Genomic DNA, 22,457 nt, shown 5'->3' on the forward strand with positions numbered 1-22,457 from the left:
TCTACTCCGTAGTGAGCTTGTCGAAAATCTTTAGCTGTACGCCTGAAACTATGGCCACGATCACGAACAGGATCACCGCCAGTGCTGAGGCGTAGCCCATGTCCCCGACCTGGAATGCCTTCAGGTAGATCATGTAGTCGATCGGAGTCGTAGAGTACCCGGGCCCCCCACCAGTGACCGTGTACACCAGGGCGAACAGGCCGACGAAGATCCATATCACGTTGATGATCATGAAGTAGGCTATGGTGGGCACGAGCAGCGGCAATGTGACCTTCCAGAACCTCTGCCACCAGCTGGCTCCGTCGATGCGTGCTGCCTCGAACAGCTCGGTCGATACATTGGCCAGCCCCGAGAGGAATATCAGTACTCCCTGCCCGAGCGTCTGCCAGTAGAACGCCAGTATGAGCACCATGAAGGCCGTGGGCGTGGAGCTAAGCCACTCGGTCGTTAGAAAAGCTAGTCCGAGGTCCTTTAGCAGCTGGTTCACTGCGCCCACCGGAGAGAACATGGTTTTCATGAGCATGCCCACTACCGCAGCCGACAGGATGGTCGGCAGGTAGTACACCGATCTGAAGAGCCACCAGCCTGGGACCTGCTCGTACAGCAGCACTGATAATACCAGGGATATCAGGAGGATGCCGGGGACGGATAGCAGGAACACGGCGTTGGTCCTTAGCAACATCCATAGGTCGCCGTTGCTAATGATATCGATGTAGTTGTGGAGCCCTATCCAGCTGGAGTTGTAGCCGTCCCAGCGAGTGAAGCTATGGTAGATGCTGTTGATGAAGGGGTACCATACCAGTAGGCCTATCGACGCGAGCGACGGGAGCAGCGCGAGGTAGGCGGTTATGGCCTCCCGTTTGGCCAACCCTCCAGGTCCTATGCTGAGCACACAGCCTGGTGCCTTCTTGGATGCTTGCCCCAGGGCCCTGCCGGTGCCGGTTCCGCGTAAGGTACTCATCGGCTTCTCCTAGAGCAGCTCGTCGCGCTTGTTATCCAGCTTCTCCATGAAGTCCTTGGGGCTGAGCTTACCGGTCCAAGCTAGTTGAGCCTGAGCTACCTCTTCGGCCGTGAGCTCGGCGGGGAAGACGTTGTCCGGCCAGAATATAGTGGTCGGCTCGTTGCCCCACTTGTACTGTAGCCTGAGCAACGGGTCCTTGTAGAGCTCATTGGGGTCAACATCCTTCACGTTCACTAGGTTGCCCTCTCCGGACTTGGCCTTCAGCTCCTGCTCCTCCTTGCTCATCAAGAACTTGATGAAGTCCACTGCCTCCTGCTTGTGCTTGGAGTAGTTGGAGACCACGAAGGCCGTGCCCACCCCTCCAACGCCTCCGTTCTTGATGGGGGCGTCATCGCTGTAGTTCGGGATCTTGACCATTCCTAGAGCATCCCCCAGGGTTGTGCGAGCATCAGAGATGATCCAGAATCCTCCCGTCGTCATGGCGGCCTTCTTCCGATAGAAGAGCTGGACAGCTTCGTCCCCAGCTGACTCCGCACCAGGATTAGTGTATGGTCGCAGCTTGGTCCAGTTCTGGACGATGGACACTAGCTTGGGGTCGCTGAACTTCCTCTTGCCAGTGACTAGCTCCTCCAGCCCTGGGCTGCCATCTATCATCTGCGCGATCCAGTAGTTCAACAAGTGATAGACGTACCCACCACCTCCAAGCGTCAGCGGTATTACCCCGGTGGTCTTGATCTGCTGGAGCACCTGGAGAAAGCCTGCGAAGTCCGAGGGCCAGTTCTTCTCGGGATCCACTCCTGCCTTCGAGAGCAGGTCTTTGTTGTAGAAGATGCACACACAGCCATCGGACCCGGCCGGCACGCCATAGGTCTTGCCCTGACCCGGCCTAAAGCCCTCTGTGACGGCTTCCCAACCGGTTATGCGGTCCTTCTCTGGCTGGGTGAAGTAGCTGTCCAGGGGCTCCAGGAACTGCTTGAGATTGAGCATGTAGTTGCCGGACCAGGTGCCAAAGACGTCGGGCCCGTTCTTGGCGATGCTGGCCGTACGGAACTTGGTGAACATCTGCGGATCACCAGGCACGGATACCAGCTCCACTGTGATGTGAGGGTTAGCCGACTCGAACCTCTTGATGGCCTGGTAGATGTAGAACTGCTCGCGTTTCTTCTTCTTGTTGGGATCCTCTGTCGGATAGAGGGCGTTCCAAAAGGTTATCTTGACCGGGGCGCTGCTTGCGCCTCCGCTCTTCGGGGTGGGGGCGGTTGCCTGCGGCGCGCCGCAGGCAACCGCCATGCCTGCTAATGCTAGGCCTCCTATCTTTAGAAAAGACCTTCTTGATAAAGGCTGCTCAGTGCTGCTCATCGCTCGCTCTCCTTCCTCTCCCCTTTTGATCTCCGATCTCGTATGCCTTACTAGCCCTGATGCCTGCAATACCCCTATTTTGTATACAAATATACGAATTTATGTCCCGTAGCGGTTAGCTAATATTGTAGTAGGGAGGTCAGGGCTTGTCAATAGGTTCTTGACGGTGTGTTTTGGGATTCCTATTGCTTCTATGGGCGCTTTGCACTAGAATGTTTGTATACAAAATGGATTGCGATAGGAGGTGTTGATGTGGAGGCGGTTCTGAAGGTTCCCCCCGTAGGTCAGCCCCGGCGCTACCGAGAGCTGGTGTACGCCTCCATCAAAGAGGCTATCCTCCAGGGCCAGTTCGCCCCTGGCCAGCCGTTGGTGGAAGAGGAGATCGCCAGGTCACTCAACGTTAGCAGGACCCCCGTCAGGGAGGCTCTGCTCATGCTCGAACACGATGGTCTGATAGAGACCAAGTATGGTCGTGGTATGTACGTGCGCAGGCTGACCCGGGAGGATTTTATCGATATGTTCACGGCCAATGAGGTGATCGAGCCTTACCTGGCAAGGCGAGCCTGTCTCTACGTAACCAATGACCAGATACAGCAGATGGAAAAGGTGATACAGATGGGGGAGGAGGCCGCCAGCAACGAGGACGTCCCTACCTTCCTGCGCTCCGGCAGGGAGTTTCATGCGCTGATAGGTGAGGCAGCAGACAACAGATCGCTCGCAGAGGTCGTCAACCGCAACGAGGAGAAGACGGATCTCTTTCTCATGGCCTACGGCAAGTGCCTTGACAGGGAGTGCATGTTCGCTTCTAACCGGGAACACAGGCTCATTATGCAGGCGCTGGTGAGGAGGGATCCAGACGAGGCCGCCAGGCTGGTCCTGTTCCATTGCCAGTCGGTCAGGCACAGGTTCTCTCCCTTGTTCAACCACGAGGAGGAAGGTTAGCGATGGGCAACACAGAGGGCAATCTCCAGTGGGTTGAGAGGGCTAGGCGTCATATACCGGGGGGCGTCAATTCTAACAACCGAGCTCTGCCCTGGCCTATGGCGATAGTCAGGGCCGAGGGAGCTTACTTCTACGATGCCGACGGCAATCGGTACCTCGACTATCACGCGGCGTTCGGCCCCATTATCCTGGGACATAATCATCCCGCGGTGAACGCCGCCGTGAGGGAGGCTATGGAGAGGGTGGACCTCGTGGGAACGGCAGTGACCGACCTAGAGGTGTTGCTTGCAGAGAAGATATCCGAGCACGTCCCGTCTGCCGAGATGGTAGCGCTGTGCAATTCAGGGTCGGAGGCGACCTACCTCGCCATCAGATTAGCTCGGGCCGTCACCGGTCGCCCCTCTATCGTCAAGTTCCAGGGGACCTATCATGGTTGGCACGATGCCGTGGCCATGAACGTGATCAGCCCACCAGAGAGGATTGGGCGAAAGGACCCGCTATCTCAGGGCATGCTACAGGAGGAGATAGACCATACCTTTGTGCTCCCCTTCAACAATCTGGAGGCCGTAGGCGAGCTCATGGACAGTCGCAGTGATGAGATAGCCGCGGTCATCGTGGAGGTGATACCTCATAACATAGGCTGTGTCATGCCCAAAGAGGGGTTCCTAGAGGGTCTGAGGACGATCACCCACGCGAACGGTAGCCTGCTCATATTCGATGAGGTAGTCACAGGGTTCCGCCATGACCTGGGTGGATACCAGCGGATATGTGGGGTTACCCCTGACCTGTCCACCTTTGCCAAGGCCATGGCCAATGGCTATCCCATAGCGGCTCTGGTCGGCAAGGCCGAGTACATGGAGAGGCTAGCACCGGGAGGGGGAGTGTTCTTTGCCGGCACCTTTAACGGCACGCCGAGCAGCGTGGCGGCGGCGCTCGCGACCATCCGCGAGCTGGAGGTTGGAGGGGTCCACGAGCACTGCTTCCAGCTGGCTGAGATGGCCGCCAACGGTCTGCAGGAGATAGCCAGCGAGCTGGGCATCGTCATGACCGTTGCTCGCTTTGGATCGGTCTTCGTACCTTACTTTATGGAGGGGCCCATCGAGAGCTACGAGGACCTGCTGCGGAACGACACGGAGAGGGATATCTGGTTCAGGAGATCGATGTGCGAGCACGGGGTGTTCATGCTCCCCACCGCCTTGAAGCGTAACCATGTGGGAGCTGCCCACACGGAGGCGGATATAGCTATGACCCTCGAGATCGCCAGGCAGGTGCTCTCGAGCATGCCAGCGCACGTGTCATGAGGTGGTAGGGATGAGGCTGGACGGTAAGGTAGCGGTGATAACAGGAGCGGCTTCCGGTATAGGTCGAGGCACCGCGGAGGTGTTCGCCGAGCACGGAGCAAGGCTAGTCTTGGTCGACCTGGACGCTGAGGGTCTGGCGGGCCTCGTCGGCCAGCTCAAGGCTGGAGGGGCCGAGGTCGTCGGCATCAGCGGGGATGTCTCCCACAAAGCGACCGCGGTAGAGGCCGTTGGAGCCGCCCTCCGGCAGTATGGTCGAATCGATGTGGTGTTCAACAACGCGGGCGTGATGTACTCCGGGGCCTTTCACGAGCTGGGCGATGACCTGTGGGACAGGGTGCTCGATGTAAACCTCCGAGGCACCTACCTCTTCTGCAGGGAAGCCATCCCTCACATGCTGGAGCAGGGCCGGGGCTCGATCATCAACATGTCCTCCGTCATGGCCACGCTGACCGAGCCGGGTTACGAGGCCTACACCACATCGAAGGCCGGGATCATCGGCCTCACGAAGGCCATCGCGGTGTCCTACGCTGAGAGGGGGATAAGGTGCAACTGCGTGTGTCCGGGCTGGGTGGATACACCCCTGAACCGTAGGTTGGCTGAGGAGCTTGGGGGGATGGACCGGCTGAACGCCCTGATCAAGCAGCAGCAGCCCAACGGCAGGATGCTCTCCACCCGCGAGGTGGCCAACGCAGTCCTGTTTCTAGCCTCCGACGAGTCCAGTGGCGTCACGGGAGCGGCGATCTACGTGGACGGCGGAGCCTCGTCGGCGATCTAGCGTGCGCTCGTCATCCGCGGCTAAGCTTCAGGCTCCTCAGCAATCCAGCAGCTTCGTGGTGTGCCTCCGGTGGCGATAGGTCTATAGCTTGAGTAGCTAGCAAACCTCGCTGCCTTCTGCTCTAATCATGGTCTATAACACATAGCCATAGGTGTACAAGCTTCGGTGCATGTGTCCAACTTCCTGCTGATAGGATGCCCTGCCTGATGCCTGGCGGGAGGGTTGGGTGCAGGGGCTGCGAGCCCGGGGAGGATTCGAGGTGTCCGTCCGGTGGCAGGGGGGACGCCTGGCCAGCGCCGAGATCAGGACCCTGCGCGATGGCCTCTGTCGGGTGCGCTGTAGCGATCGCTTTGACGTGAGGCTCGATGGCGCGCCGGTGGAGGTGCGGTGGGAAGAAGACGGCGTCGCCGGTTTCCGCTGCCTGGCTGGGCTGACCTATGAGCTGAGGGCGCTAGAGGGTGCTAACTAGCTCCCGCGCAGGGATAGCCTGAGGCTAAGGTACTCCCGCGAGCGCGTCTTCCCTGAGGCGCTCGATGTCGCGCATGGGAGGGGATCCGAAGAGGCGGCGGTAGTCACGGACGAAGTGGGAGATGTCCTGGTAGCCCACGAGGTGGCCTGCGCTGGTGGCGTCCAGGCCCTCGTTGAGCATCAGGCGACGGGCTTCCTGTAGCCTGAGCTGCTTGTGGTACTGCAGCGGGGTCAAGCCGGTGATCGCCTTGAAGTGATGGTGGAAGTTGGAGACGCTCATGCTCGTGTCCCGCGCCAGCTGCTCTATCCGCAGGGGCTTGTCGAGGTTCTCCCTGAGCCAGCGGATGGCGTGTATGATGTGCTGTGTGTGGCCGGTCTGCGCGGCCACCTGATACAGGCGGCCGCGCTGCTCGCTGTGCAGCAGCCGGTAGATGATCTCTCGCTTGATCAGGGGGGCAAGGAAGCTAGCCTGTGCTGGTGACTCCACGAGCCTCACGAGCCTGACCATCGCGTCCAGCAGGCCGGCATCCAGCGGGCTCACGTGGACCGCCCTGATATCCGATCTGGGGCTGGGTGCTCCTCGCTCGGCCTCTATGATCACCGAATGGACCAGGTTGGGCTCGAGGTAAAGCACGACGCACAGGAACGGATGCGCGGGCGATGCCTCGACCACCTGGCTGGCGTAGGGCAGCTCGGCCGTGACGACCAGGTAGTGGTAGGGGTCGTATCTGTAGCGCTCGTGCCCTAGCAGGAACTCTTTGCTGCCCTGCGCGACGACGCACAGGGTCGGCTGGGACACGCCGCGGCCCCCCTCGGTGGGGTAAGACGTCCTCCGCAGCATGAGCCCCTCGATCGGCTCCCGGGCACCGTCCTCGGGGACGGCGCGTAGGATGAGGTCCACCAGCTCCTCGCGATTGGCCTGCATCCTGAGACGCTCGCGCTCGTCTATGGCCAGCAGTTGGGTGCTTGGTCCTGTCTCTGTGTAGCTCATGGTTTTTGCACTATATGACAAAAATTCTGGAATATCATTCTAACACCTTTTTTCACCTGCTTCCCATAATGTTACCTAGACGCGGACAGGATGAGCCTCAGCGAAGGGGTGGGGCATTGAGTGCTGTCCAGTAGGTTGGTTGTGGTGATCCCATATGGTGGTGCATAGATCTGAAGTTGTCTCGGATGTGAACACGCGGATGGATGATGTGTCTCGGGGTGCCTGGCGCGCCCTTGCGTTGGCATCTGCTGCCACGATCCTGCTCTACGTAGCCATCATGGTGCCCTTGACCACGGTGGTCAGCACGGCAGCCGATCTGCGGATGGGGCCAGGGACGCAGGCGTGGGTGGTCAGCGCGACGAACCTGGGGCTTGCTGCTGGGCTGCTTAGCAGCGGGGCGATAGGCGACGACCACGGGCGACGGCGCATCTTTGTGGTGGGGGCGTTGTTGCTGGCCGGGGCCTCGCTGCTGTGCGGGCTGGCTCCCAACGGGCTGGTGCTAGTGCTCGGCCGTGTCCTGCAGGGCATGGGAGGGGCAGCGGTGCTGGCCTGTGCTCAGGGCATCATAGGGCAGCTGTTTCCTGAGGGATACCCTAGAGCTCGAGCCATGGGGCTGTGGGCGGGCGCGCTGGGAGCCGGGGTCTCGTTGGGACCGTTCGTTGCTACCGGCGGGGGATGGCGGCTGCCCTACCTCTTGGTGGGGCTGGCGATGGTGATGATCGCCGGCCTTGGCCTGGTGATGCTGCCGGAGTCCAGGGTGGAGCTCTCCAGGCCCGTGGATGTGTGGGGAGTGCTGCTACTGGGGCTTGGGGTGGCGGCGCTGATGGTAGGCTTGGTAGAAGGCAGGCTGGGTTGGGACAGCCCTTTGGTGATGCTGCTGCTGGCTACGGGTTTGCTGTTGCTGGTGGCGTTTGCGCTCTACGAGCGCCGCACCACACATCCGATGTTCGACCTGTCGCTGCTGAGTAGTCCCGACTTCCTGGGAGCAACGATGGCGGCCTTTGCTGCTGGGCTGGGGATCCTCTCGCTGTCGGCCGTGGTGCCGATAGTGGTGGAGGTGGGACTGGGCTATGGGGTTATGGTGGCGACCCTTGTGCTGTTTGCATGGTCAGGACCGAGCTCGATCGCTGCGGTGCTCGCCAGGTGGCTGCCTTCGTCGCTCTCCCCACGGGCGCAGCTGGTGGTGGGTTTGGCTGGGTGTGCGGTGGGTGAGCTCCTGCTCCTGCTGCCCACCTCCGATGCCACGGTGGCGAGGCTGCTGCCTGGGCTGGTGCTGGCAGGCGTAGCCAACGGCTTGCTCAACGCGGCATTGGGACGACAGGCAGTGGCCAGTGTGCCGCCGAGCCGTACCGCTATGGGCAGCGGGGCAAACAACACCGCCCGCTTCGTAGGCTCGGCTATAGGGGTGAGCGCCGTGGTCACGCTTGTGGGACGTGCGACCGGCTCCGGGCCTGCTGGAGTCATCGCCAGCTGGAACGTCGCCGTGCTGCTCACGACCGCGCCCTTGGTGCTCGGAGCTCTCGCCGTGTGGTGGGGCCAACGTGGTGCCGGGCGCCTCGGGTAGCCGGCTGCTGGGCGATCTCTGTGTCCTCGCTGTGCGCGCGGGCTCACGAGATGCAAGGTTTCATGATCGGGAAGGGGCAGTTGACCGACGGGAAGGCCGGCGGGTGCGGGTCGATGCCCGCCGCGGGCCCTCAGGGTCCGTCTCCTGCACTGAGGTGCCTCGAGCTTAGGTGCGGAGGCTGTGGTCCCCCACCGCTTGATGGTGCCGATGGCCTAAGCCATAGTAGACATAAGTGCGTTCTGGAAGGAGGTTAGTATGAAAGGTACCGTGCTGTATGGCCCTCGCGACGTGCGCTGCGAGGAGCGTCCTGATCCGAAGATAGTCGAGCCCACGGATGCCATCCTTAGGTTGCCGGCGACGTGCATCTGTGGCTCCGACCTTTGGCCCTACCGAGGGATAGACCCGGTGACGCGGCCTGCCCCGATGGGGCACGAGTACGCGGGCTTCGTCGAGGAGGTGGGTAGCGAGGTGAAGCACATCAGGCCAGGGCAGTTCGTGGTGGGCACCTTCTTCGCCTCGGACAACACCTGTGAGATCTGCCGATCCGGCTACCAGACCTCGTGCGTCAATCGACAGCCGGGGGCGCCCACGGGCGCGCAGGCGGAGTACGTGCGCGTTCCCCTGGCGGACGGCACCCTCGTGCCCACTCCGGACGTCCCGCCCGACGACATGATCCCCGACCTGCTGGCGGCCTCCGACGTGCTGGGCACGGGCTGGTTCGGGGCCGTGGCCGCCGAGGTGGGTCCCGGCAAGACGGTGGCGGTGGTCGGCGACGGGGCGGTGGGCCTGCTGGCGGTGCTCGCCTCGCGCCTGATGGGTGCCGAGCGCATCATCCTGACGGGCAGCCGCAACCCATCGAGGCAGGCGCTGGCCAGAGAGTTCGGCGCCACGGACATCATCCAGGAGAGGGGAGATGAGGCAGTGGCCAGGGTCAAGGAGCTGACGAACGGCCTGGGGGCGCACTCCGTCATCGAGGCGGTGGGCACGCAGGAGGCGATGATGCAGGCCATCCGCTCCACGAGGCCTGGGGGGCACGTCGGGTTCGTCGGCGTGTTGCACGACGTGCAGATCCCCGGCAACGAGTACTTCTTCTCGCACGTGCACCTGCATGGCGGCCCCGCACCGGTACGTCGCTTCCTGCCGGAGCTGATCGACCTGATATGGCAACGCAAGATCAACCCTGGCAAGGTGTTCGACCTGCGGCTGCCGCTCGAGCAGGTGGCCGAGGGCTACCGGGCTATGGACGAGCGGCGCGCGATCAAGGTGATGCTGGTGCCTTGAGGGGCCCAGGCAACACGTTGCCTGGGCCCGAGGTGTGGTGAGGAGGTTGGAGATGCAAGAGGATAGGATGGCCCTCCGGCGTTGGCTGGAGCGGCACGCGGACAGGCTCTACGCCTACCTAACGACCGTTGGCCGGCGGACGGGGCGTCCCCACCGCATCGAGATCTGGTTTGCGGTGGCGGACGGGCGCGTCTACCTGCTCTCGGGCGGCAGGGACCGTTCTGACTGGGTGCGCAACATCCGGGCCAACCCGCAGGTCACGCTGGAGCTGGGTGGGGAAGTGCACACTGGCAAGGCCCGAGTGCTCCAGCCCGACACGGCTGAGGACCAGCTGGCCCGCAGGCTGCTTGTGGAGAAGTACCGGCGGGGCGGTGAGCTCGACGAGTGGGGGCGCACATCCCTGCCGATCGTGATCGAGTTTGAGGGGGTATCGTGATGGACACTACACGACCTGTGGTCATCCTGAACAATGGAGTAGAGATGCCGGTGATTGGGTTTGGGGTCTTCCAGATCCCACCCGAGCAGACCGCCGATGCAGTCCGGAACGCTCTGGCCTGTGGATACAGACTCATCGATACAGCCGCTTCCTACAACAACGAGCGACAGGTGGGCGAGGGTATCAGGAGCAGCGGGATGGGGCGTGAGGAGGTATTCGTTCAGACCAAGCTGTGGATCAGCGACTACGGATATGATTCCGCTTTGCATGCCTTCGACAGAAGCCTGCGCAAGCTAGGCTTGGACTACGTCGACCTGTACCTGCTCCACTGGCCAGTGCCCTCGGACTTTGCAGCCACGGTAGCGTCTTACAGGGCGGTCGAGAAGTTGCTGGTCGATGGGCTGGTGCGGGCGATAGGGGTGTGCAACTTCAGTCCAAGCCACCTAGAGAGGCTCCTAGCCGAGGTGAACACCCCACCAGCTGTGAATCAGGTGGAGCTGCACCCCTACTTCACGCAGCGGGATCTGCGGGAGTTCAATGCTGCACACGGCATCGTCACGCAATCTTGGTCGCCGATTTGTGGGGTGTACAGGTATTTCCCCACGGACCCGCAAAAGGTGAAGAACTGCCTGGAGGAACCGGTCATCGTCGATCTGGCAGCCAAGTACGCCAAGACCTCGGCTCAGGTTGTACTGCGTTGGCATCTTGAGCATGGGCTCTGCCCGATCCCGAAGTCAGCGCGGCCCGAGCGCATAGCGGAGAACATAGATGTCTTTGACTTCGAGCTCACGGCCGAGGAGGTCGCGGCGATCGACGCACTGGACACCGGTGTGCGCGGTGGTCCTGATCCCAAGCTGGTGGACACCAGGATGTTCCCTCGGAGGATCGAAGACTAAGATATAGGTTTTCTGGCCTAGCATGCAAGGATGAGGATGATATTCGTGAGGATAGCAAGGAGGTGACCTCATGGCAGTGTGGACAAAGGAGGATCTGGAGCGGATCGGTGAGGCCGAGGAGATACAGGTGGCTCCCCTCAGGCGGGACGGCACGCCCCGCAGGCCCGTCACCATCTGGATCGTGCGTGTGGGGGACGACCTCTACGTGCGCTCCTATCGAGGGGCCGAGGCTGCCTGGTATCGAGCCGCCAGGGCAAGCGGCGCCGGCAAGCTGCTGGCGGGCGGCCTGGAGAGGGATGTGGCCTTCCATCCCGAGGCCGACCCAGGCGTCAACGATCAGATAGACGAGGCGTACCGCACGAAGTACCGCCGCTACCTTGATAGCTACGTGCCTCCGATGCTCACCCCGACGGCGCGGAGCACCACGCTCAAGGTAGTCCCCAGCTGACCCTGACTGGAAGGAGAGCGTGGAGGTATGCCCAGGATACTCATCGAGAAGAACGTTATGGCACCTATGCGTGATGGAGTGAGGCTAGCCACCGACGTCTATCGCCTGGATGGAGCGTCACCCGCGCCAGTGCTCATCACCCGTACCCCTTACGACAAGGACCGCGTGCCATTCGACGGGTTTGATGTGCCGCGGGCCGTACAGGAGGACTAAGTGGTTATGATACAGGACGTGCGTGGGCGCTACGCCTCCGAGGGTGAGTTCTATCCCCTGATCCATGAGACGCACGACGGCCTTGATACCTTCGCCTGGGCCGCTTCTCAGTTGTGGTCCAGCGAGATCGTAGGCCCTTCGGGGGACTACCTGGGAGCTACCCAGTGGCTGCCGGCCAGGGAGAGTCCTTCAGCTCTGCGGGCCATGGTACCCTCGGTGACCTTCTCGGATATGTGCGCTGGCTGCGTCTACCAAGGGGGAGCTAAAGTGTTGCACGACTTGCGCTGGGTGGTTGAGGATATCATCTCAGCCGAGATGAGGCGCCGGGGCGTGCAGGTCGATGGTCGGCTCGATCTGGAGTCGGCACTAGCGGAGATACCCCTTGCCAGCCATCCACTGATTCGCCAGTACGCGCTGTCCTACCTTGACTGGCTGAGTCACCGCACGGCTGTCAACCGTGTCTTCCACGACGCAGCCCGGCCATCGCGCCTGATTCTGCCGATTATTCGAAGGAGATAACTCAATGAAAAGGAGGAAGCACTTATGGAATACACAAGGTTAGGTAACACCGGTTTGGAGGTATCACGTATCTGCCTGGGATGCATGGGCTTTGGAGATCCCGATCGCTGGGTGCACAAGTGGGTGCTCCGCGAGGAGGAAAGCAGGCAGGTCATCAAGCAGGCGCTCGATCTGGGCATCAACTTCTTCGACACGGCCAACGTTTATTCGCTGGGCGTGAGCGAGGAGATCCTGGGCAGGGCCCTGAGGGACTTCGCCAGCCGCAATGAGGTGGTCATCGCTACCAAGGTGTATGGTAGGATGCGCCCGGGACCCAACGGGGCGGGGCTGTCGCGCAAGGCGATCATGACCGAGATCGACCACAGCCTCAGGCGACTGGGGACCGACTACGTGGACCTCTACCAGATCCACCGCTGGGACTACGACACGCCGATAGAGGAGACTATGGAGGCGCTGCACGACCTGGTCAAGGCCGGCAAGGTCCGCTACATCGGTGCGTCGGCGATGTTCGCCTGGCAGTTCCAGAAAGCCCTGTACGTCGCCGAGAGGCACGGGTGGACCCGCTTCGTCTCCATGCAGAACCACATGAACCTGATCTACCGGGAGGAGGAGCGGGAGATGCTGCCGCTCTGCCGGGAGGAGGGGATAGGGGTCATCCCCTACAGCCCACTGGCGGCCGGCAGGCTGACGCGCGATTGGTCGCAGGAGAGCTCCCTGCGGGCGCAGACCGATGAGATAGCCAAGGGGAAGTACGACGCCATGGCCGATGCGGACTGGCAGATCATCGAGCGCGTCGCCGAGGTGGCGCGGAGGCACGGCGTCACACGCGCCCAGGTGGCCCTCGCCTGGCTGCTGGGGAAGCAGCCCGTGGTGGCGCCCATCATCGGCGCGACGAAGCCCGAGCACCTGGAGGAGGCCGTGGGGGCGCTGTCCGTGCAGCTCTCCCCAGAGGACGTGGCCTACCTGGAGGAGCCCTATGTCCCCCATCCGGTGGTAGGGCCGAACCCAACGCCGGCCAGATAGCTTATACTGAGGATATCTATTAGAGAAGGAGGCAAGACATGCAGTACACATCGCTGGGCCGCACGGGCCTGCAGGTAAGTCGCCTGTGCCTGGGCACCATGAACTTTGGTCCCCAGACGAGCGAGCAGGAGAGCTTCGCGATCATGGACCAGGCGCTGGAGCACGGCATCAACTTCTTCGACACCGCCAACGTTTACGGTTTCCATCTTGGGGCAGGCGTCACGGAGGAGATCATCGGCAGGTGGCTGGCGCAGGGGGGTGGACGGCGCGACAAGATCGTGCTGGCCACCAAGGTGTACGGCCGGATGGGCGACGGGCCGAACGATCGCGGCCTCTCCGCATACCACATCCGCAAGGCGTGCGAGGACAGCCTGCGGCGCCTGCAGACCGACCACATAGACCTGTACCAGATGCACCACATAGAGCGCAGCACGCCCTGGGACGAGATCTGGCAGGCGATGGAGGTCCTCGTCCAGCAGGGGAAGGTGCTCTACGTGGGCAGCAGCAACTTCGCTGGCTGGGACATCGCTACCGCGCAGTGCGCCGCCAGGGAGCGCCATTTCCTCGGGCTGGTGTCCGAGCAGAGCGTGTACAACCTCAGCAATCGCATGGTAGAGCTGGAGGTCATCCCCGCGTGCCGCCACTACGGCCTGGGGCTCATCCCTTACAGCCCTATCGGCGGCGGGCTGCTCGGAGGCGTGCTGCGAGGGGTCAGCGAGGGGCGACGCGCGGACGATCGCATGCGGGAGCAGATCGAGAGGCGCCGCCCTCAGCTGGAAGCGTACGAGGCGCTGTGCCGAGAGCTGGGAGAGGAGCCGGCCAACGTGGCCCTGGCCTGGCTGCTGCACAATCCCGACGTCACATCTCCCATAATCGGCCCGCGCACGGTCGAGCAGCTGACCGGCAGCCTGAGGGCGCTGGAGATAGAGCTCTCGGAGGACGTGCTGCGTCGGCTGGACGAGATCTGGCCCGGACCAGGAGGTGAGGCGCCCATGGCCTACGCCTGGTAGGTTCGGAGGTGATTTACAGCCCCGAAGGTTAGAGGTTACAATGCACCTCGACGGCCGCCTGGTACTCAGGAGGCGGCCGTCGGTCCTGGTCATCAAAGTCAAGGAGGGCACGTGAGTTGACCAAGCTGAGATGGGGCATCAAGACCGCTCCTCAACACACCACCTACGAGGCCATGCTGCGGGTCTGGAAGGAGGCCGATGAGCACCCTGCGTTCGAGCACGCCTGGCTGTTCGACCACTTCGCGCCGATCCAGGGGGATCTCGACGGCCCATGCTACGAGGGCTGGACGCTGCTGTCGGCCCTGGCGGCGCAGACCTCCCGGCTGCGGCTGGGGATCATGGTCACGGGCAACACCTACCGCCACCCTGCGGTGCTCGCGCACATGGCGGCCACCCTGGATGTGATCTCAGGTGGGCGGCTGGACTTCGGGATCGGCGCTGGATGGAACGAGTACGAGCACGAGAGCATGGGCATCCCGCTCTACAAGCCCGGCGAGCGCATTCGGCGGCTGGGGGAAGCTTGCGAGATCATCAAGCGGCTCTTCACCCAGCACCTCACCGATTTCGATGGGCGTTACTACCAGCTCAAGCAGGCGCGCTGCGAGCCCAAGCCCGTCCAGAAGCCCCACCCGCCGTTCGTCATCGGTGGCGGCGGCGAGCAGCTCACCCTGCGCGTCGCGGCACGCTACGCCGATATATGGAACTCGACTGGCGGCGATGTGGAGACCTTCCGGCACAAGGTGCAGGTGCTGCACGAGCACTGCGCGGCTGTGGGCCGCGATCCCAGCGAGATCGAGCTCTCGGTCCAACTGCGGGTCAACTACGACGATCTGCAGGCGACCACCGAGGCGGTGCGGGCGTTCGTCGAAGCCGGGGCCACGCACCTAGTCCTGATGCTGACTTACCCTTATCCCGAGGGGATAGTCTCTAAGCTTGCCGACGAGGTAGTTAGCCAGTTTAGTTGACGGGACATGAGTCCCTAGAACACTTCTAACTTTTGGAGGCGCAGGAGATGAGATGGGAGGAGCTTACCGGAGACCGTTTCCCGGAGGCGGTCAAGGAGTGCGGGGGCGTGTGCGTGATACCGCTGTCGGTAATCGAGCGCCACGGTCATCACCTCCCTCTGGGGACCGACATGTACATAGGGCGCGAGGTAGCCAATCGCGCCGCGGCCATCGAGCCGGCGATAGTCTTCCCCGACTACATCTTCACGCAGATCCCTGAGGCCCGTCACAGGGCGGGAACGATCAGCATCGATCCTGATCTGATGATCCAGCTGCTCGACAACGTCTGCCGGGAGGTGGCCCGCAACGGCCTGAAGAAGATCGTGCTGCTGAACGCCCACGGTGGCAACTTCGGGCTGTTGGCGCTGTTCAACATGCTGCCGCTGTACAGCCCGCGCGACTACGTGATCTACATCGTGCACGCGCTAGGCCCCCTGCCCCAGGGCGTAGAGGTCCCGTGGGATGCCTCTGCCGAGGGCCACGCCGGGCCGGGGGAGACGAGCATGATCCTCGCGATCCGCCCGGACCTGGTGCGCATGGACCAGGTCCCGACCAATGACGAGGGCAGGGCCCTGGGTCGCCTTAGGGCCCTGCGCGAGGCCGGGGTGCAGACCGGCATCTGGTGGTACGCCGATCACCCCACGCACTACCAGGGAGACGCCCGGGCCGCGGACGCCGAGGCAGGTGACAGGCTCCTGGATGCCCGAGCCGAACAGGTGGCCAGGGCGCTGCGCGCGATCAAGGCCGATACCGAGGCCGCGCGCCTGCAGGACGAGTTCTACAGGGGGTCAGCTTCTCCGTACTAGGCGCACCATCTTGGCGGGCACGCTTGGTGCTACTCGGCTACGTGTAGCAACTCTTGCGGTCTTAGCTTTGGAAGGAGGTGGAAGCATGCAGCGTGTGGCTTTGATCGGTCTGGGGCTGATGGGCAGCGGCATGGCGCGCAACCTGCTCAAGGCGGGCTTCCCGCTGGTCGTGTATAACCGCAGCCTCGAGAAAGGGTTGCCCCTGCGGGATGCGGGGGCGGAGGTCGCCGATACTCCCAGGCAGGCTGCCGAGGGGGCCGACGTCGTCATCAGCATGGTCGCGGACGACGGCGCGTCCCGGCACATCTGGCTGGGCGAGGCCGGCGCGCTGGAGGGCGCTAGACCCGGGATGGTGCTGATCGAGTGCAGCACCCTTTCGACCAGGTGGGTCAGGGAGCTCGCGGGGCGCGCGCAGGACATGGGCTGCCAGTTCCTCGATGCCCCGGTCACCGGCAGCCAGCCCCAGGCGGAGGCCGGCGAGCTGACTTTCCTGGTAGGCGGGGACGCGCGCACCCTGGAACAGGTTGAGCCGATCCTGAAGGCCATGGGGCGGACGATCCATCACCTAGGACCTACCGGCAGCGGGGCGACGATGAAGCTGATCAACAACCTGCTGGTCGGCGTGCAGGCCGCGGCCCTGGCCGAGGCGCTGCACCTGGCGGAGAGCGCGGGGCTGGACACCTCTCAGGTGCTGGACATCCTCAGCAACGGGGCGGTGGGCAGCGCCGTCGTCAGGACCAAGGGGCCCAAGATGCTCTCTGGCGACTACAGCACGCAGTTCGCCCTGCGCTGGATGCACAAGGACATGACCTACGCCCTCGACGAGGGCGTCGAGCGGACCGTGCCGCTGCCGACGGTGGCCGCGGCACGCGAGATCTACAGGATGGCCCTCGCGCGGGGTCTCACTGATGCGGACTTCGCGGCCGTGGTGGAGGTCCTCAGGGGGGCCTGATGCAGAGGCACTACAGAACCAAGGAGGTAAGAGATGGCGCTGCAGGTTGAGCATATCGAAGATCTACCACAGCAGTCCGGCGAGCCCACTAGCTTCACCGGCACCACCCACATACAGTCGGTCGTCTCCTCTGAGGGGCCGGTGGCTATGGCCAGGGTGACCTTCGAGAAGGGGGCGCGCACCTTCTGGCACGTGCACAGCGGCGAGCAGGTGCTGTACTTCCTGGAGGGGCGAGGCCGGGTGCAGGTGCGCGGCGAGCAGCCGGTGGACGCCTCGGAGGGAGACATCGTGCGCATCCCCGCCGGAGTCGAGCACTGGCACGGGGCGCATCCCGAGGAGGAGCACCGGATGCGCCACCTGGCGATCACCTTCGGCAGGGTCACCTGGCTGGATCCCGTGTCGGACGAGGACTACCGCGCGGGATAATCCCCGGTAGCCCATGGCAGCACCGGCAGGACCGCAACAGCCCCGGTGCCCTATATCTAAGCTACAGAGGGCACCGTCGGGGCGGTGCGTACTGGATTGTCGGGTTGGCAACTACAGCTAATGACTAGCGTCCGGCAAGCACTACTTCATCCACTCGTGGAGGGCTGCAGCCCAGCCGTTACCTAGCGGTGCTGTGCCGGAGGGGTGCTCAGTGCGGATGCGTAGCTTCGTGCCATATATGGGTGCGGTGACTGGGCGAGGTCGGCTGTAAGCCTCGGGATCCGACCTCGCCCAGTCATGACGCGGTGGCTGATGGGGATCCCCAATACGCCTCTACTGGGAGGGGAATGACCCTTCGGGTAGGTATTGGGGTGGGTGCTGGCGCTGAGCTCATCAGGGTTTCTGCACCCCTCCCCGCAGCGTATCGGTTGGGCTGTCAAGGGCAGCTGCCCCCATCGCTGCTGCCTCCCCGCACCTTCAGGGTCTCGAGCCAGCTCCTGCTGCTCTCCATCCAGCGTCGGTATGGGGATCCGCCCATCTATTTATTGAAGTGTTAGGCTAAGATACCGGCGGTGAGACGTCGGTATCTGAGCGGTAGGCTCATAACTATGTATCTGGTCTCAGCCCCGGTGCCAGCGGAGAGCCGCTGTCCTGGTCGCTGCCAGCATCACGTCATGCGCTCCAGTCGAATTCCTCCATCTCCCCGTGCCCAGCACTGGTCCAAGCCCGCATCTCTGGATCGTGGAAGTACGTGCCCGTACCTCTCCCGAGCGTGATGTGGCCGCGAAAGGCGAATGCCCCGTTCTGCAGGACGGTCGGCTCACCATTAGGTCCGACCAGGGGCTCAACCACGACCATACCCACGTCCCCCACCGTTGCCTGGGTCTTGCCGTCGATCGTCTGTATCTGAATGGGGGCATCCTTAGGTGCTAGCATGTTGGGCACGAGGGAAGCCAGCACCTCCAGCACTCCTCCCATCTTGCCCATGAGCATCGGCTCCAATGCAGAGCGCTTCTCGGCGGAGATGCTCGAGTCGAAGTATATCCTGGCCGTGCCGTTGCCACTGATGAATCCGCGAGGCCAGTCCGCTAGAAACAGCGCTCTGGACCCACTCACGTCGGTGCCGTCGACCTCGCCGCTCTGGATATCAAGCAGTATCGCGCCCGAGCACCAGCCCTGGTCGCCGTCCGGCTCGCCAAGCGTACATGGGCAGCCTACCTTGCAGCTACATGGTGCGTAGTACGTTCCTGAGATATGCCATGCCATAGGTTTCCCCTGAGTATGCACCTGCTTGTCAAACCCCGCTCGTAAGCACCATATTATTCCCGCCACACCTCCTGTATAGGCAACAAAGGATGCCAAAGTATCGCTTCCGGTCACGACTCCCCTGGACCGCTCCAGTCGAACGGGATGTGCTTGCTCGACCTGCCGGTGAAGTTGGTCCGGAAACCGAAGACCTCGGTGGGCTCCATCACGTCTCTGCTCCCCCAGGTGGCCACCTGGCCAGGTCCGACCTCGCTGCCGGGCGGGTTCATCAGCTGGACCCTCTGCCCGGACGGGGTCGTGGGGCCTGAGAGTGCTTCGGCTGTAGCGGTCACCTTGCCAGGTATCTCAACTCGCCAGTAGGCCAGGTCGTCAGATACCTCGACCCTGATCGGGGCAAACTCGACCCCTCGCAGGTCGCCTATGAGCTCGGCAAATCCTGCTGGCCAACCTCCAACTTGACCTCCGAAGATTGACTGGAGGGCCTGCCGCTGGCGCTCGTCGGCCCGCTCGTCTAGAAAGATAGCCATCGCCGCCTTCGCGCCCGCCCAGATATTGTCATCGAACGCGCCGAGGGCGAGGACGTTCAATCCATCTAGTTGCACGTCGCCGTAATGGCCCTCGCGGATGTGCCAGACGAGGACACCCTCGCAGTGGTTGTTCGTTGGCGGCTGAGCGAACTCGCAGGGGCATGGCACACTACAACTGCACACATCAAACCAATCTCCAGTAACATGCCATTCAGGTACTTGATTCATTTTCCTATTCCTCCCATGTTTTTGTTCTACAGAGATGGCCAAGCGTCTACATCGTCATGTGGTTCCCGTTGGTCAACGACAAAGCCAGGAGCAGGATGCCTCCCGCTACCATGGCCATGCCCAGCGGCCTGGACACCCGATGCCCGGAGGGCAAGGTCTTCTCAGCGAAGATGATCACGGCGGCCGTGAGCATCAGTGCTAAGTTCATCATTCCAAGCGCGACCAACCCCACCATCAGTCCCGCGCAACAGCCCAGACAGTCTATGCCGTGCAGTATCCCGAGCCTAATCGCCCCACTCAGACCGGGTTTGTAGTACTGCATGAGGAAGAACAGTGGGGAGGAGCAACGAGAGTGACACGAGCGCTTGAGGGCCGTGAACTGGTACAGCCCGCCCGCGACCAGCAGCGCTGCTGGCAGCGCGGTGCCCCATGATCCCATTTGATCGGCAAGCAAGCTGTAGGCGTACACCGGCAGCCCGACCACCACCCATACGGCGAGGTAGCCTGCTAAGAGTCCGCCCATCCCCAGCCATGGGAATGACGATACAGTCGTGCGCGTGCGCGACACCGTCCTGTAGAGTAGGATCAGCGGCAGCGTCGCGGGTATCATCATTGCGACCATCATTACGCTCCAACCGAGCAGGAAGAGCGTCACATCGCTCATGCCGCCGCCCGTCATCATCCCGCCATCCATGCCACCCATTGGATTGGGCCTGTAGATGGTGTAGATCCATGCTCCCAAGGTTATCGTGAGCAGCGCGACCGTGATCCACAGGTTCTCGCGCCGCCTGAGGACCTGTAGGGCGTTCGTACCGTGTTGGTGGACTTCGTGCGAGTTCGCTTGCGACATGGCTACTCTCCTTTAAGGTACTCTGTTTGCCTGCAGGACAGAGAGCGCGGAGACCGCATACTGGGCGGCGTAGGTCAGCCCTGTCTTGAGCAGGATCATGGGCGTAAGCTCTCCCTGGTTGATGAGCGTGAGGATCGTCCCTGCAACCAGTGCGATCCTGAGGGCCCGATGGCATACCGGGCGATAGAGAATCGCGCACTGCACGCACAGTGGGTCGAGAGTGTCGTGGTTGAACTGGTAGCGCCGGCTGCGTCCGAGATGTCGGCAGCTGGTGCTACGTACCTCGATCGACTGTGTGGAAGACGCTCTGTCCATGCCCTGCTCCTGCCCCAGGCAATCAGCTATGAGGGTGGCCCGGAGTACTCGAACTTAGCGAACGCAGCGTACTTGCCCGAGTGATCGTAGGATACGCTGTGCTGTACCCGGAACTTCCGGGAGGCGGTAACGCACCCATCTTTCCAGACGAAGCCTTCCGGCAGCAGGATGCGCGGATGCGCCTCCGCCCCTGTGACCGGGTTCCTAATGGGCTCGAGCTCCAGGTCCAGAATGCTGCCCGCACGGATCGAGGAATGATGCTCTCGCAGGTCGAGCTCGTAGGCAGCGGGGTACGGCCCGTAAACTTCTGTCCAGGTGTGCCTCAGGATCGCCCAGGGGCCACCCACCTCACCGCTTACTAGGGTGGAGATGGCTTCGTGCTGGGCGTCATCTGCGTGCTCGTCGATCAGCACGAGAGCCTTCCCGTTGCCCTCGTGGATCGCCCCCGGCCAGTCGCAGAGGATCGAGAAGGTAAGGTTATCCAGACGTACGTCGCCGTAGCTGCCCTCATCTATGTGCCAGCTCCACCCACCCTCACAATGGCCTTGGGTGGGTGGTGCATTGAAGTTGCACGGACATCCGTAGTCGCAGTTGCATGCCAGGACAATGGTCCCCTTGATCTGCCATGTGGGAGTCGCTTGCGTTGCCATCAACATATCCTCCGCGGTGCTTGGCCACCCGTATCCCTGACGACATACTAATCTCCCGGACCGTTAGCTGTTGCCTTGGCCACTACACCAAGCACTATCCATATGCCCTTGAGATGTCCTTGAGATTGATGTGCGGATCCCCGCCCCTCAACTATTCCCACACATTGGGACAGTATAATGATCCTGTTCTCGAGCGTAAGTATAAGGCTCGAGATAGGGGAGTACCATGATGCGGACGCCGAAGGGGTTGACCAATTCGCCTGATTTCTCCACACGGCGATCGCCGCCGGACCTGCTGGCTGATCTGCTGTCGGTGATCGGCCTGGCGGGTGCCATGGTGCTGCGGGCCGAGCTCGCTGCCCCCTGGGCTTACGAATCCTCTCCCTCGGGCGACCTGGCCCACATCCTGCACTTGTCGGCGCGACGACTCATGGTGATGTACGTCGTTACCAAGGGGAAGTGCTGCCTGCGTTTGCACGATGGGATCGCCCTGGAGCTCAGCGAAGGGGAAGTGGTGCTGTTGCCTTATGCGGATCGGCATACCGTGACCAGCTGCGAGTCGGAGGTAGCTCCAAGCCAATCGCTGCTGCAGGCGTCTTGGCTACAACGACAGCTACCCCAACATGATGGAGCTGGCCCACATACTGGTCTGATCTGCATCTACCTCCAATGTGATGACCCGATCTTTGACCCCGTGGTAGGCTCATTTGCGCCCGTACTTGAGATCCAGCTACCTACCGGGGCAGCAACGACCTGGGTTATGGAGAGTGCCCGTTACGCGGCCGAGGCAACTGAGGGACTGTGGCTGACGTCACCTTCCATAGTGCTGCGCCCGCTGGAACTCTTGCTCCTCGAGGTGCTGCGGCGATACTGGGCAAGCCATCCGCTACAGATCGGCTGGTTCGCTGCCCTGCATGATCCTATCGTGGGGCCTGCACTGAGGGAGCTGCATGCGGATCCGGCTCACAGGTGGACCGTCGAGGAGCTGGCGCGGCGGTCAGCATGCTCTCGCTCCACCCTCAGCGAGCGGTTTAGCCGCCTGCTGGGGCGTGCTCCCATGCACTACCTGAACGAATGGCGGCTCCAGACAGCAGCACATCTGCTGCGCGATACAACTTTGAGCGCAGCTGCCGTGGCGTACTAAGTAGGCTACGAATCCGAGGAGGCGTTTAATCGTGCCTTCAAGCGGGCTATGGGTAATCCCCCAGCACAGTGGCGCCAGCGTGCTGATGGAGTTGCAGCCCTT

24 protein-coding genes and 1 pseudogene are annotated in these 22,457 nt (G+C 62.4%); 17 read left to right on the top strand and 8 right to left on the bottom strand.

Annotation, left to right across the window (positions count from 1 at the left end):
* Position 1: 1 nt before the first annotated feature.
* Positions 2-961, bottom strand: a complete 960-nt coding sequence (locus tag TTER_RS09955) for a carbohydrate ABC transporter permease (protein WP_012875899.1) — start codon at positions 959-961, stop codon at positions 2-4.
* A 9-nt stretch (positions 962-970) separates the two neighbouring features.
* On the bottom strand, positions 971-2,320 hold the full coding sequence (locus tag TTER_RS09960) for an ABC transporter substrate-binding protein (RefSeq protein ID WP_012875900.1): 1,350 nt from the start codon (positions 2,318-2,320) through the stop codon (positions 971-973).
* A gap of 252 nt (positions 2,321-2,572) precedes the next feature.
* On the opposite strand from TTER_RS09960, the gene TTER_RS09965 reads away from it, so the two are divergent.
* The 4 genes from TTER_RS09965 (at position 2,573) to TTER_RS09980 (ending at position 5,807) form a co-directional block, all read left to right on the top strand.
* Positions 2,573-3,262 carry a GntR family transcriptional regulator gene (locus tag TTER_RS09965; protein WP_012875901.1) on the top strand — a complete coding sequence of 230 codons (690 nt, stop codon included), beginning with the start codon at positions 2,573-2,575 and terminating at the stop codon, positions 3,260-3,262.
* Positions 3,263-3,264: 2 nt separating this feature from the next.
* Positions 3,265-4,563, top strand: a complete 1,299-nt coding sequence (locus TTER_RS09970) for an aspartate aminotransferase family protein (protein WP_012875902.1) — start codon at positions 3,265-3,267, stop codon at positions 4,561-4,563.
* Positions 4,564-4,573: 10 nt separating this feature from the next.
* On the top strand, positions 4,574-5,338 hold the full coding sequence (locus TTER_RS09975; RefSeq protein ID WP_012875903.1) for an SDR family NAD(P)-dependent oxidoreductase: 765 nt from the start codon (positions 4,574-4,576) through the stop codon (positions 5,336-5,338).
* 226 nt (positions 5,339-5,564) lie between these two features.
* Positions 5,565-5,807 (top strand): glycoside hydrolase family 95-like protein, encoded by a 243-nt coding sequence (locus TTER_RS09980; protein WP_012875904.1) that lies wholly within the window; start codon positions 5,565-5,567, stop codon positions 5,805-5,807.
* Between the two features lie 24 nt (positions 5,808-5,831).
* Here TTER_RS09980 and TTER_RS09985 read toward each other — a convergent pair whose 3' ends face one another.
* Positions 5,832-6,797 carry an AraC family transcriptional regulator gene (locus TTER_RS09985; protein ID WP_012875905.1) on the bottom strand — a complete coding sequence of 322 codons (966 nt, stop codon included), beginning with the start codon at positions 6,795-6,797 and terminating at the stop codon, positions 5,832-5,834.
* A 154-nt stretch (positions 6,798-6,951) separates the two neighbouring features.
* Here TTER_RS09985 and TTER_RS09990 point away from each other — a divergent pair, with 154 nt between their 5' ends.
* The 12 genes and pseudogenes from TTER_RS09990 (at position 6,952) to TTER_RS10050 (ending at position 17,375) form a co-directional block, all read left to right on the top strand.
* Positions 6,952-8,361, top strand: a complete 1,410-nt coding sequence (locus tag TTER_RS09990; RefSeq protein WP_012875906.1) for an MFS transporter — start codon at positions 6,952-6,954, stop codon at positions 8,359-8,361.
* Positions 8,362-8,616: 255 nt separating this feature from the next.
* On the top strand, positions 8,617-9,642 hold the full coding sequence (locus TTER_RS09995) for a zinc-dependent alcohol dehydrogenase family protein (RefSeq protein ID WP_012875907.1): 1,026 nt from the start codon (positions 8,617-8,619) through the stop codon (positions 9,640-9,642).
* Between the two features lie 67 nt (positions 9,643-9,709).
* Complete coding sequence (locus tag TTER_RS10000) at positions 9,710-10,078, top strand: nitroreductase family deazaflavin-dependent oxidoreductase (RefSeq protein ID WP_083769014.1); 369 nt, start codon at positions 9,710-9,712, stop codon at positions 10,076-10,078.
* A complete protein-coding gene (locus TTER_RS10005; protein ID WP_012875909.1) occupies positions 10,078-10,974 on the top strand; it encodes an aldo/keto reductase in 897 nt (298 codons plus the stop codon). Before TTER_RS10000 ends, TTER_RS10005 begins: the two co-directional genes overlap by 1 nt.
* 70 nt (positions 10,975-11,044) lie before the next feature.
* Positions 11,045-11,422 (top strand): DUF2255 family protein, encoded by a 378-nt coding sequence (locus TTER_RS10010; RefSeq protein ID WP_012875910.1) that lies wholly within the window; start codon positions 11,045-11,047, stop codon positions 11,420-11,422.
* Between the two features lie 66 nt (positions 11,423-11,488).
* Positions 11,489-12,154: pseudogene (locus tag TTER_RS10020) on the top strand (CocE/NonD family hydrolase).
* Positions 12,155-12,178: 24 nt separating this feature from the next.
* Positions 12,179-13,177 carry an aldo/keto reductase gene (locus TTER_RS10025; RefSeq protein WP_012875911.1) on the top strand — a complete coding sequence of 333 codons (999 nt, stop codon included), beginning with the start codon at positions 12,179-12,181 and terminating at the stop codon, positions 13,175-13,177.
* A 38-nt stretch (positions 13,178-13,215) separates the two neighbouring features.
* Positions 13,216-14,187, top strand: a complete 972-nt coding sequence (locus TTER_RS10030; RefSeq protein WP_012875912.1) for an aldo/keto reductase — start codon at positions 13,216-13,218, stop codon at positions 14,185-14,187.
* Between the two features lie 116 nt (positions 14,188-14,303).
* Positions 14,304-15,152 (top strand): LLM class F420-dependent oxidoreductase, encoded by an 849-nt coding sequence (locus TTER_RS10035; RefSeq protein ID WP_012875913.1) that lies wholly within the window; start codon positions 14,304-14,306, stop codon positions 15,150-15,152.
* A 47-nt stretch (positions 15,153-15,199) separates the two neighbouring features.
* Positions 15,200-15,997 (top strand): creatininase family protein, encoded by a 798-nt coding sequence (locus tag TTER_RS10040; protein ID WP_012875914.1) that lies wholly within the window; start codon positions 15,200-15,202, stop codon positions 15,995-15,997.
* Positions 15,998-16,082: 85 nt separating this feature from the next.
* Positions 16,083-16,949 (top strand): NAD(P)-dependent oxidoreductase, encoded by an 867-nt coding sequence (locus TTER_RS10045; RefSeq protein WP_012875915.1) that lies wholly within the window; start codon positions 16,083-16,085, stop codon positions 16,947-16,949.
* A gap of 33 nt (positions 16,950-16,982) precedes the next feature.
* Positions 16,983-17,375, top strand: a complete 393-nt coding sequence (locus tag TTER_RS10050) for a cupin domain-containing protein (RefSeq protein ID WP_012875916.1) — start codon at positions 16,983-16,985, stop codon at positions 17,373-17,375.
* A gap of 672 nt (positions 17,376-18,047) precedes the next feature.
* Here TTER_RS10050 and TTER_RS10060 read toward each other — a convergent pair.
* Genes TTER_RS10060 through TTER_RS10080 form a run of 5 tightly spaced genes read right to left on the bottom strand, consistent with a single transcriptional unit; the run spans position 18,048 to position 21,211 of the window.
* Positions 18,048-18,755 carry a DUF1326 domain-containing protein gene (locus TTER_RS10060; RefSeq protein ID WP_241215267.1) on the bottom strand — a complete coding sequence of 236 codons (708 nt, stop codon included), beginning with the start codon at positions 18,753-18,755 and terminating at the stop codon, positions 18,048-18,050.
* Positions 18,752-19,396: a DUF1326 domain-containing protein gene (locus TTER_RS10065; protein ID WP_012875918.1), complete on the bottom strand. Its 645-nt coding sequence runs from the start codon at positions 19,394-19,396 to the stop codon at positions 18,752-18,754. Before TTER_RS10065 ends, TTER_RS10060 begins: the two co-directional genes overlap by 4 nt.
* A 46-nt stretch (positions 19,397-19,442) precedes the next feature.
* Complete coding sequence (locus tag TTER_RS10070) at positions 19,443-20,246, bottom strand: DUF2182 domain-containing protein (RefSeq protein WP_012875919.1); 804 nt, start codon at positions 20,244-20,246, stop codon at positions 19,443-19,445.
* 12 nt (positions 20,247-20,258) lie between these two features.
* On the bottom strand, positions 20,259-20,561 hold the full coding sequence (locus TTER_RS10075; protein WP_012875920.1) for a hypothetical protein: 303 nt from the start codon (positions 20,559-20,561) through the stop codon (positions 20,259-20,261).
* Between the two features lie 26 nt (positions 20,562-20,587).
* On the bottom strand, positions 20,588-21,211 hold the full coding sequence (locus TTER_RS10080) for a DUF1326 domain-containing protein (RefSeq protein ID WP_012875921.1): 624 nt from the start codon (positions 21,209-21,211) through the stop codon (positions 20,588-20,590).
* Positions 21,212-21,437: 226 nt separating this feature from the next.
* Between TTER_RS10080 and TTER_RS10085 the strand changes: the two genes are divergently transcribed.
* Positions 21,438-22,355 carry an AraC family transcriptional regulator gene (locus TTER_RS10085; RefSeq protein ID WP_083768945.1) on the top strand — a complete coding sequence of 306 codons (918 nt, stop codon included), beginning with the start codon at positions 21,438-21,440 and terminating at the stop codon, positions 22,353-22,355.
* Positions 22,356-22,457 lie beyond the last annotated feature (102 nt).

The sequence above is a fragment of the Thermobaculum terrenum ATCC BAA-798 genome, from assembly GCF_000025005.1.
GTDB lineage: Bacteria > Chloroflexota > Chloroflexia > Thermobaculales > Thermobaculaceae > Thermobaculum > Thermobaculum terrenum.

Coding starts and splice junctions, on each gene's coding strand:
- TTER_RS09955 (WP_012875899.1), bottom strand. CDS start 961: ATGAGTACCTTACGCGGAACCGGCACCGGCAGGGCCCTGGGGCAAGCA.
- TTER_RS09960 (WP_012875900.1), bottom strand. CDS start 2,320: ATGAGCAGCACTGAGCAGCCTTTATCAAGAAGGTCTTTTCTAAAGATA.
- TTER_RS09970 (WP_012875902.1), top strand. CDS start 3,265: ATGGGCAACACAGAGGGCAATCTCCAGTGGGTTGAGAGGGCTAGGCGT.
- TTER_RS09975 (WP_012875903.1), top strand. CDS start 4,574: ATGAGGCTGGACGGTAAGGTAGCGGTGATAACAGGAGCGGCTTCCGGT.
- TTER_RS09985 (WP_012875905.1), bottom strand. CDS start 6,797: ATGAGCTACACAGAGACAGGACCAAGCACCCAACTGCTGGCCATAGAC.
- TTER_RS09990 (WP_012875906.1), top strand. CDS start 6,952: ATGGTGGTGCATAGATCTGAAGTTGTCTCGGATGTGAACACGCGGATG.
- TTER_RS09995 (WP_012875907.1), top strand. CDS start 8,617: ATGAAAGGTACCGTGCTGTATGGCCCTCGCGACGTGCGCTGCGAGGAG.
- TTER_RS10000 (WP_083769014.1), top strand. CDS start 9,710: ATGGCCCTCCGGCGTTGGCTGGAGCGGCACGCGGACAGGCTCTACGCC.
- TTER_RS10005 (WP_012875909.1), top strand. CDS start 10,078: ATGGACACTACACGACCTGTGGTCATCCTGAACAATGGAGTAGAGATG.
- TTER_RS10010 (WP_012875910.1), top strand. CDS start 11,045: ATGGCAGTGTGGACAAAGGAGGATCTGGAGCGGATCGGTGAGGCCGAG.
- TTER_RS10025 (WP_012875911.1), top strand. CDS start 12,179: ATGGAATACACAAGGTTAGGTAACACCGGTTTGGAGGTATCACGTATC.
- TTER_RS10030 (WP_012875912.1), top strand. CDS start 13,216: ATGCAGTACACATCGCTGGGCCGCACGGGCCTGCAGGTAAGTCGCCTG.
- TTER_RS10040 (WP_012875914.1), top strand. CDS start 15,200: ATGAGATGGGAGGAGCTTACCGGAGACCGTTTCCCGGAGGCGGTCAAG.
- TTER_RS10045 (WP_012875915.1), top strand. CDS start 16,083: ATGCAGCGTGTGGCTTTGATCGGTCTGGGGCTGATGGGCAGCGGCATG.
- TTER_RS10050 (WP_012875916.1), top strand. CDS start 16,983: ATGGCGCTGCAGGTTGAGCATATCGAAGATCTACCACAGCAGTCCGGC.
- TTER_RS10065 (WP_012875918.1), bottom strand. CDS start 19,396: ATGAATCAAGTACCTGAATGGCATGTTACTGGAGATTGGTTTGATGTG.
- TTER_RS10070 (WP_012875919.1), bottom strand. CDS start 20,246: ATGTCGCAAGCGAACTCGCACGAAGTCCACCAACACGGTACGAACGCC.
- TTER_RS10075 (WP_012875920.1), bottom strand. CDS start 20,561: ATGGACAGAGCGTCTTCCACACAGTCGATCGAGGTACGTAGCACCAGC.
- TTER_RS10080 (WP_012875921.1), bottom strand. CDS start 21,211: ATGGCAACGCAAGCGACTCCCACATGGCAGATCAAGGGGACCATTGTC.
- TTER_RS10085 (WP_083768945.1), top strand. CDS start 21,438: ATGATGCGGACGCCGAAGGGGTTGACCAATTCGCCTGATTTCTCCACA.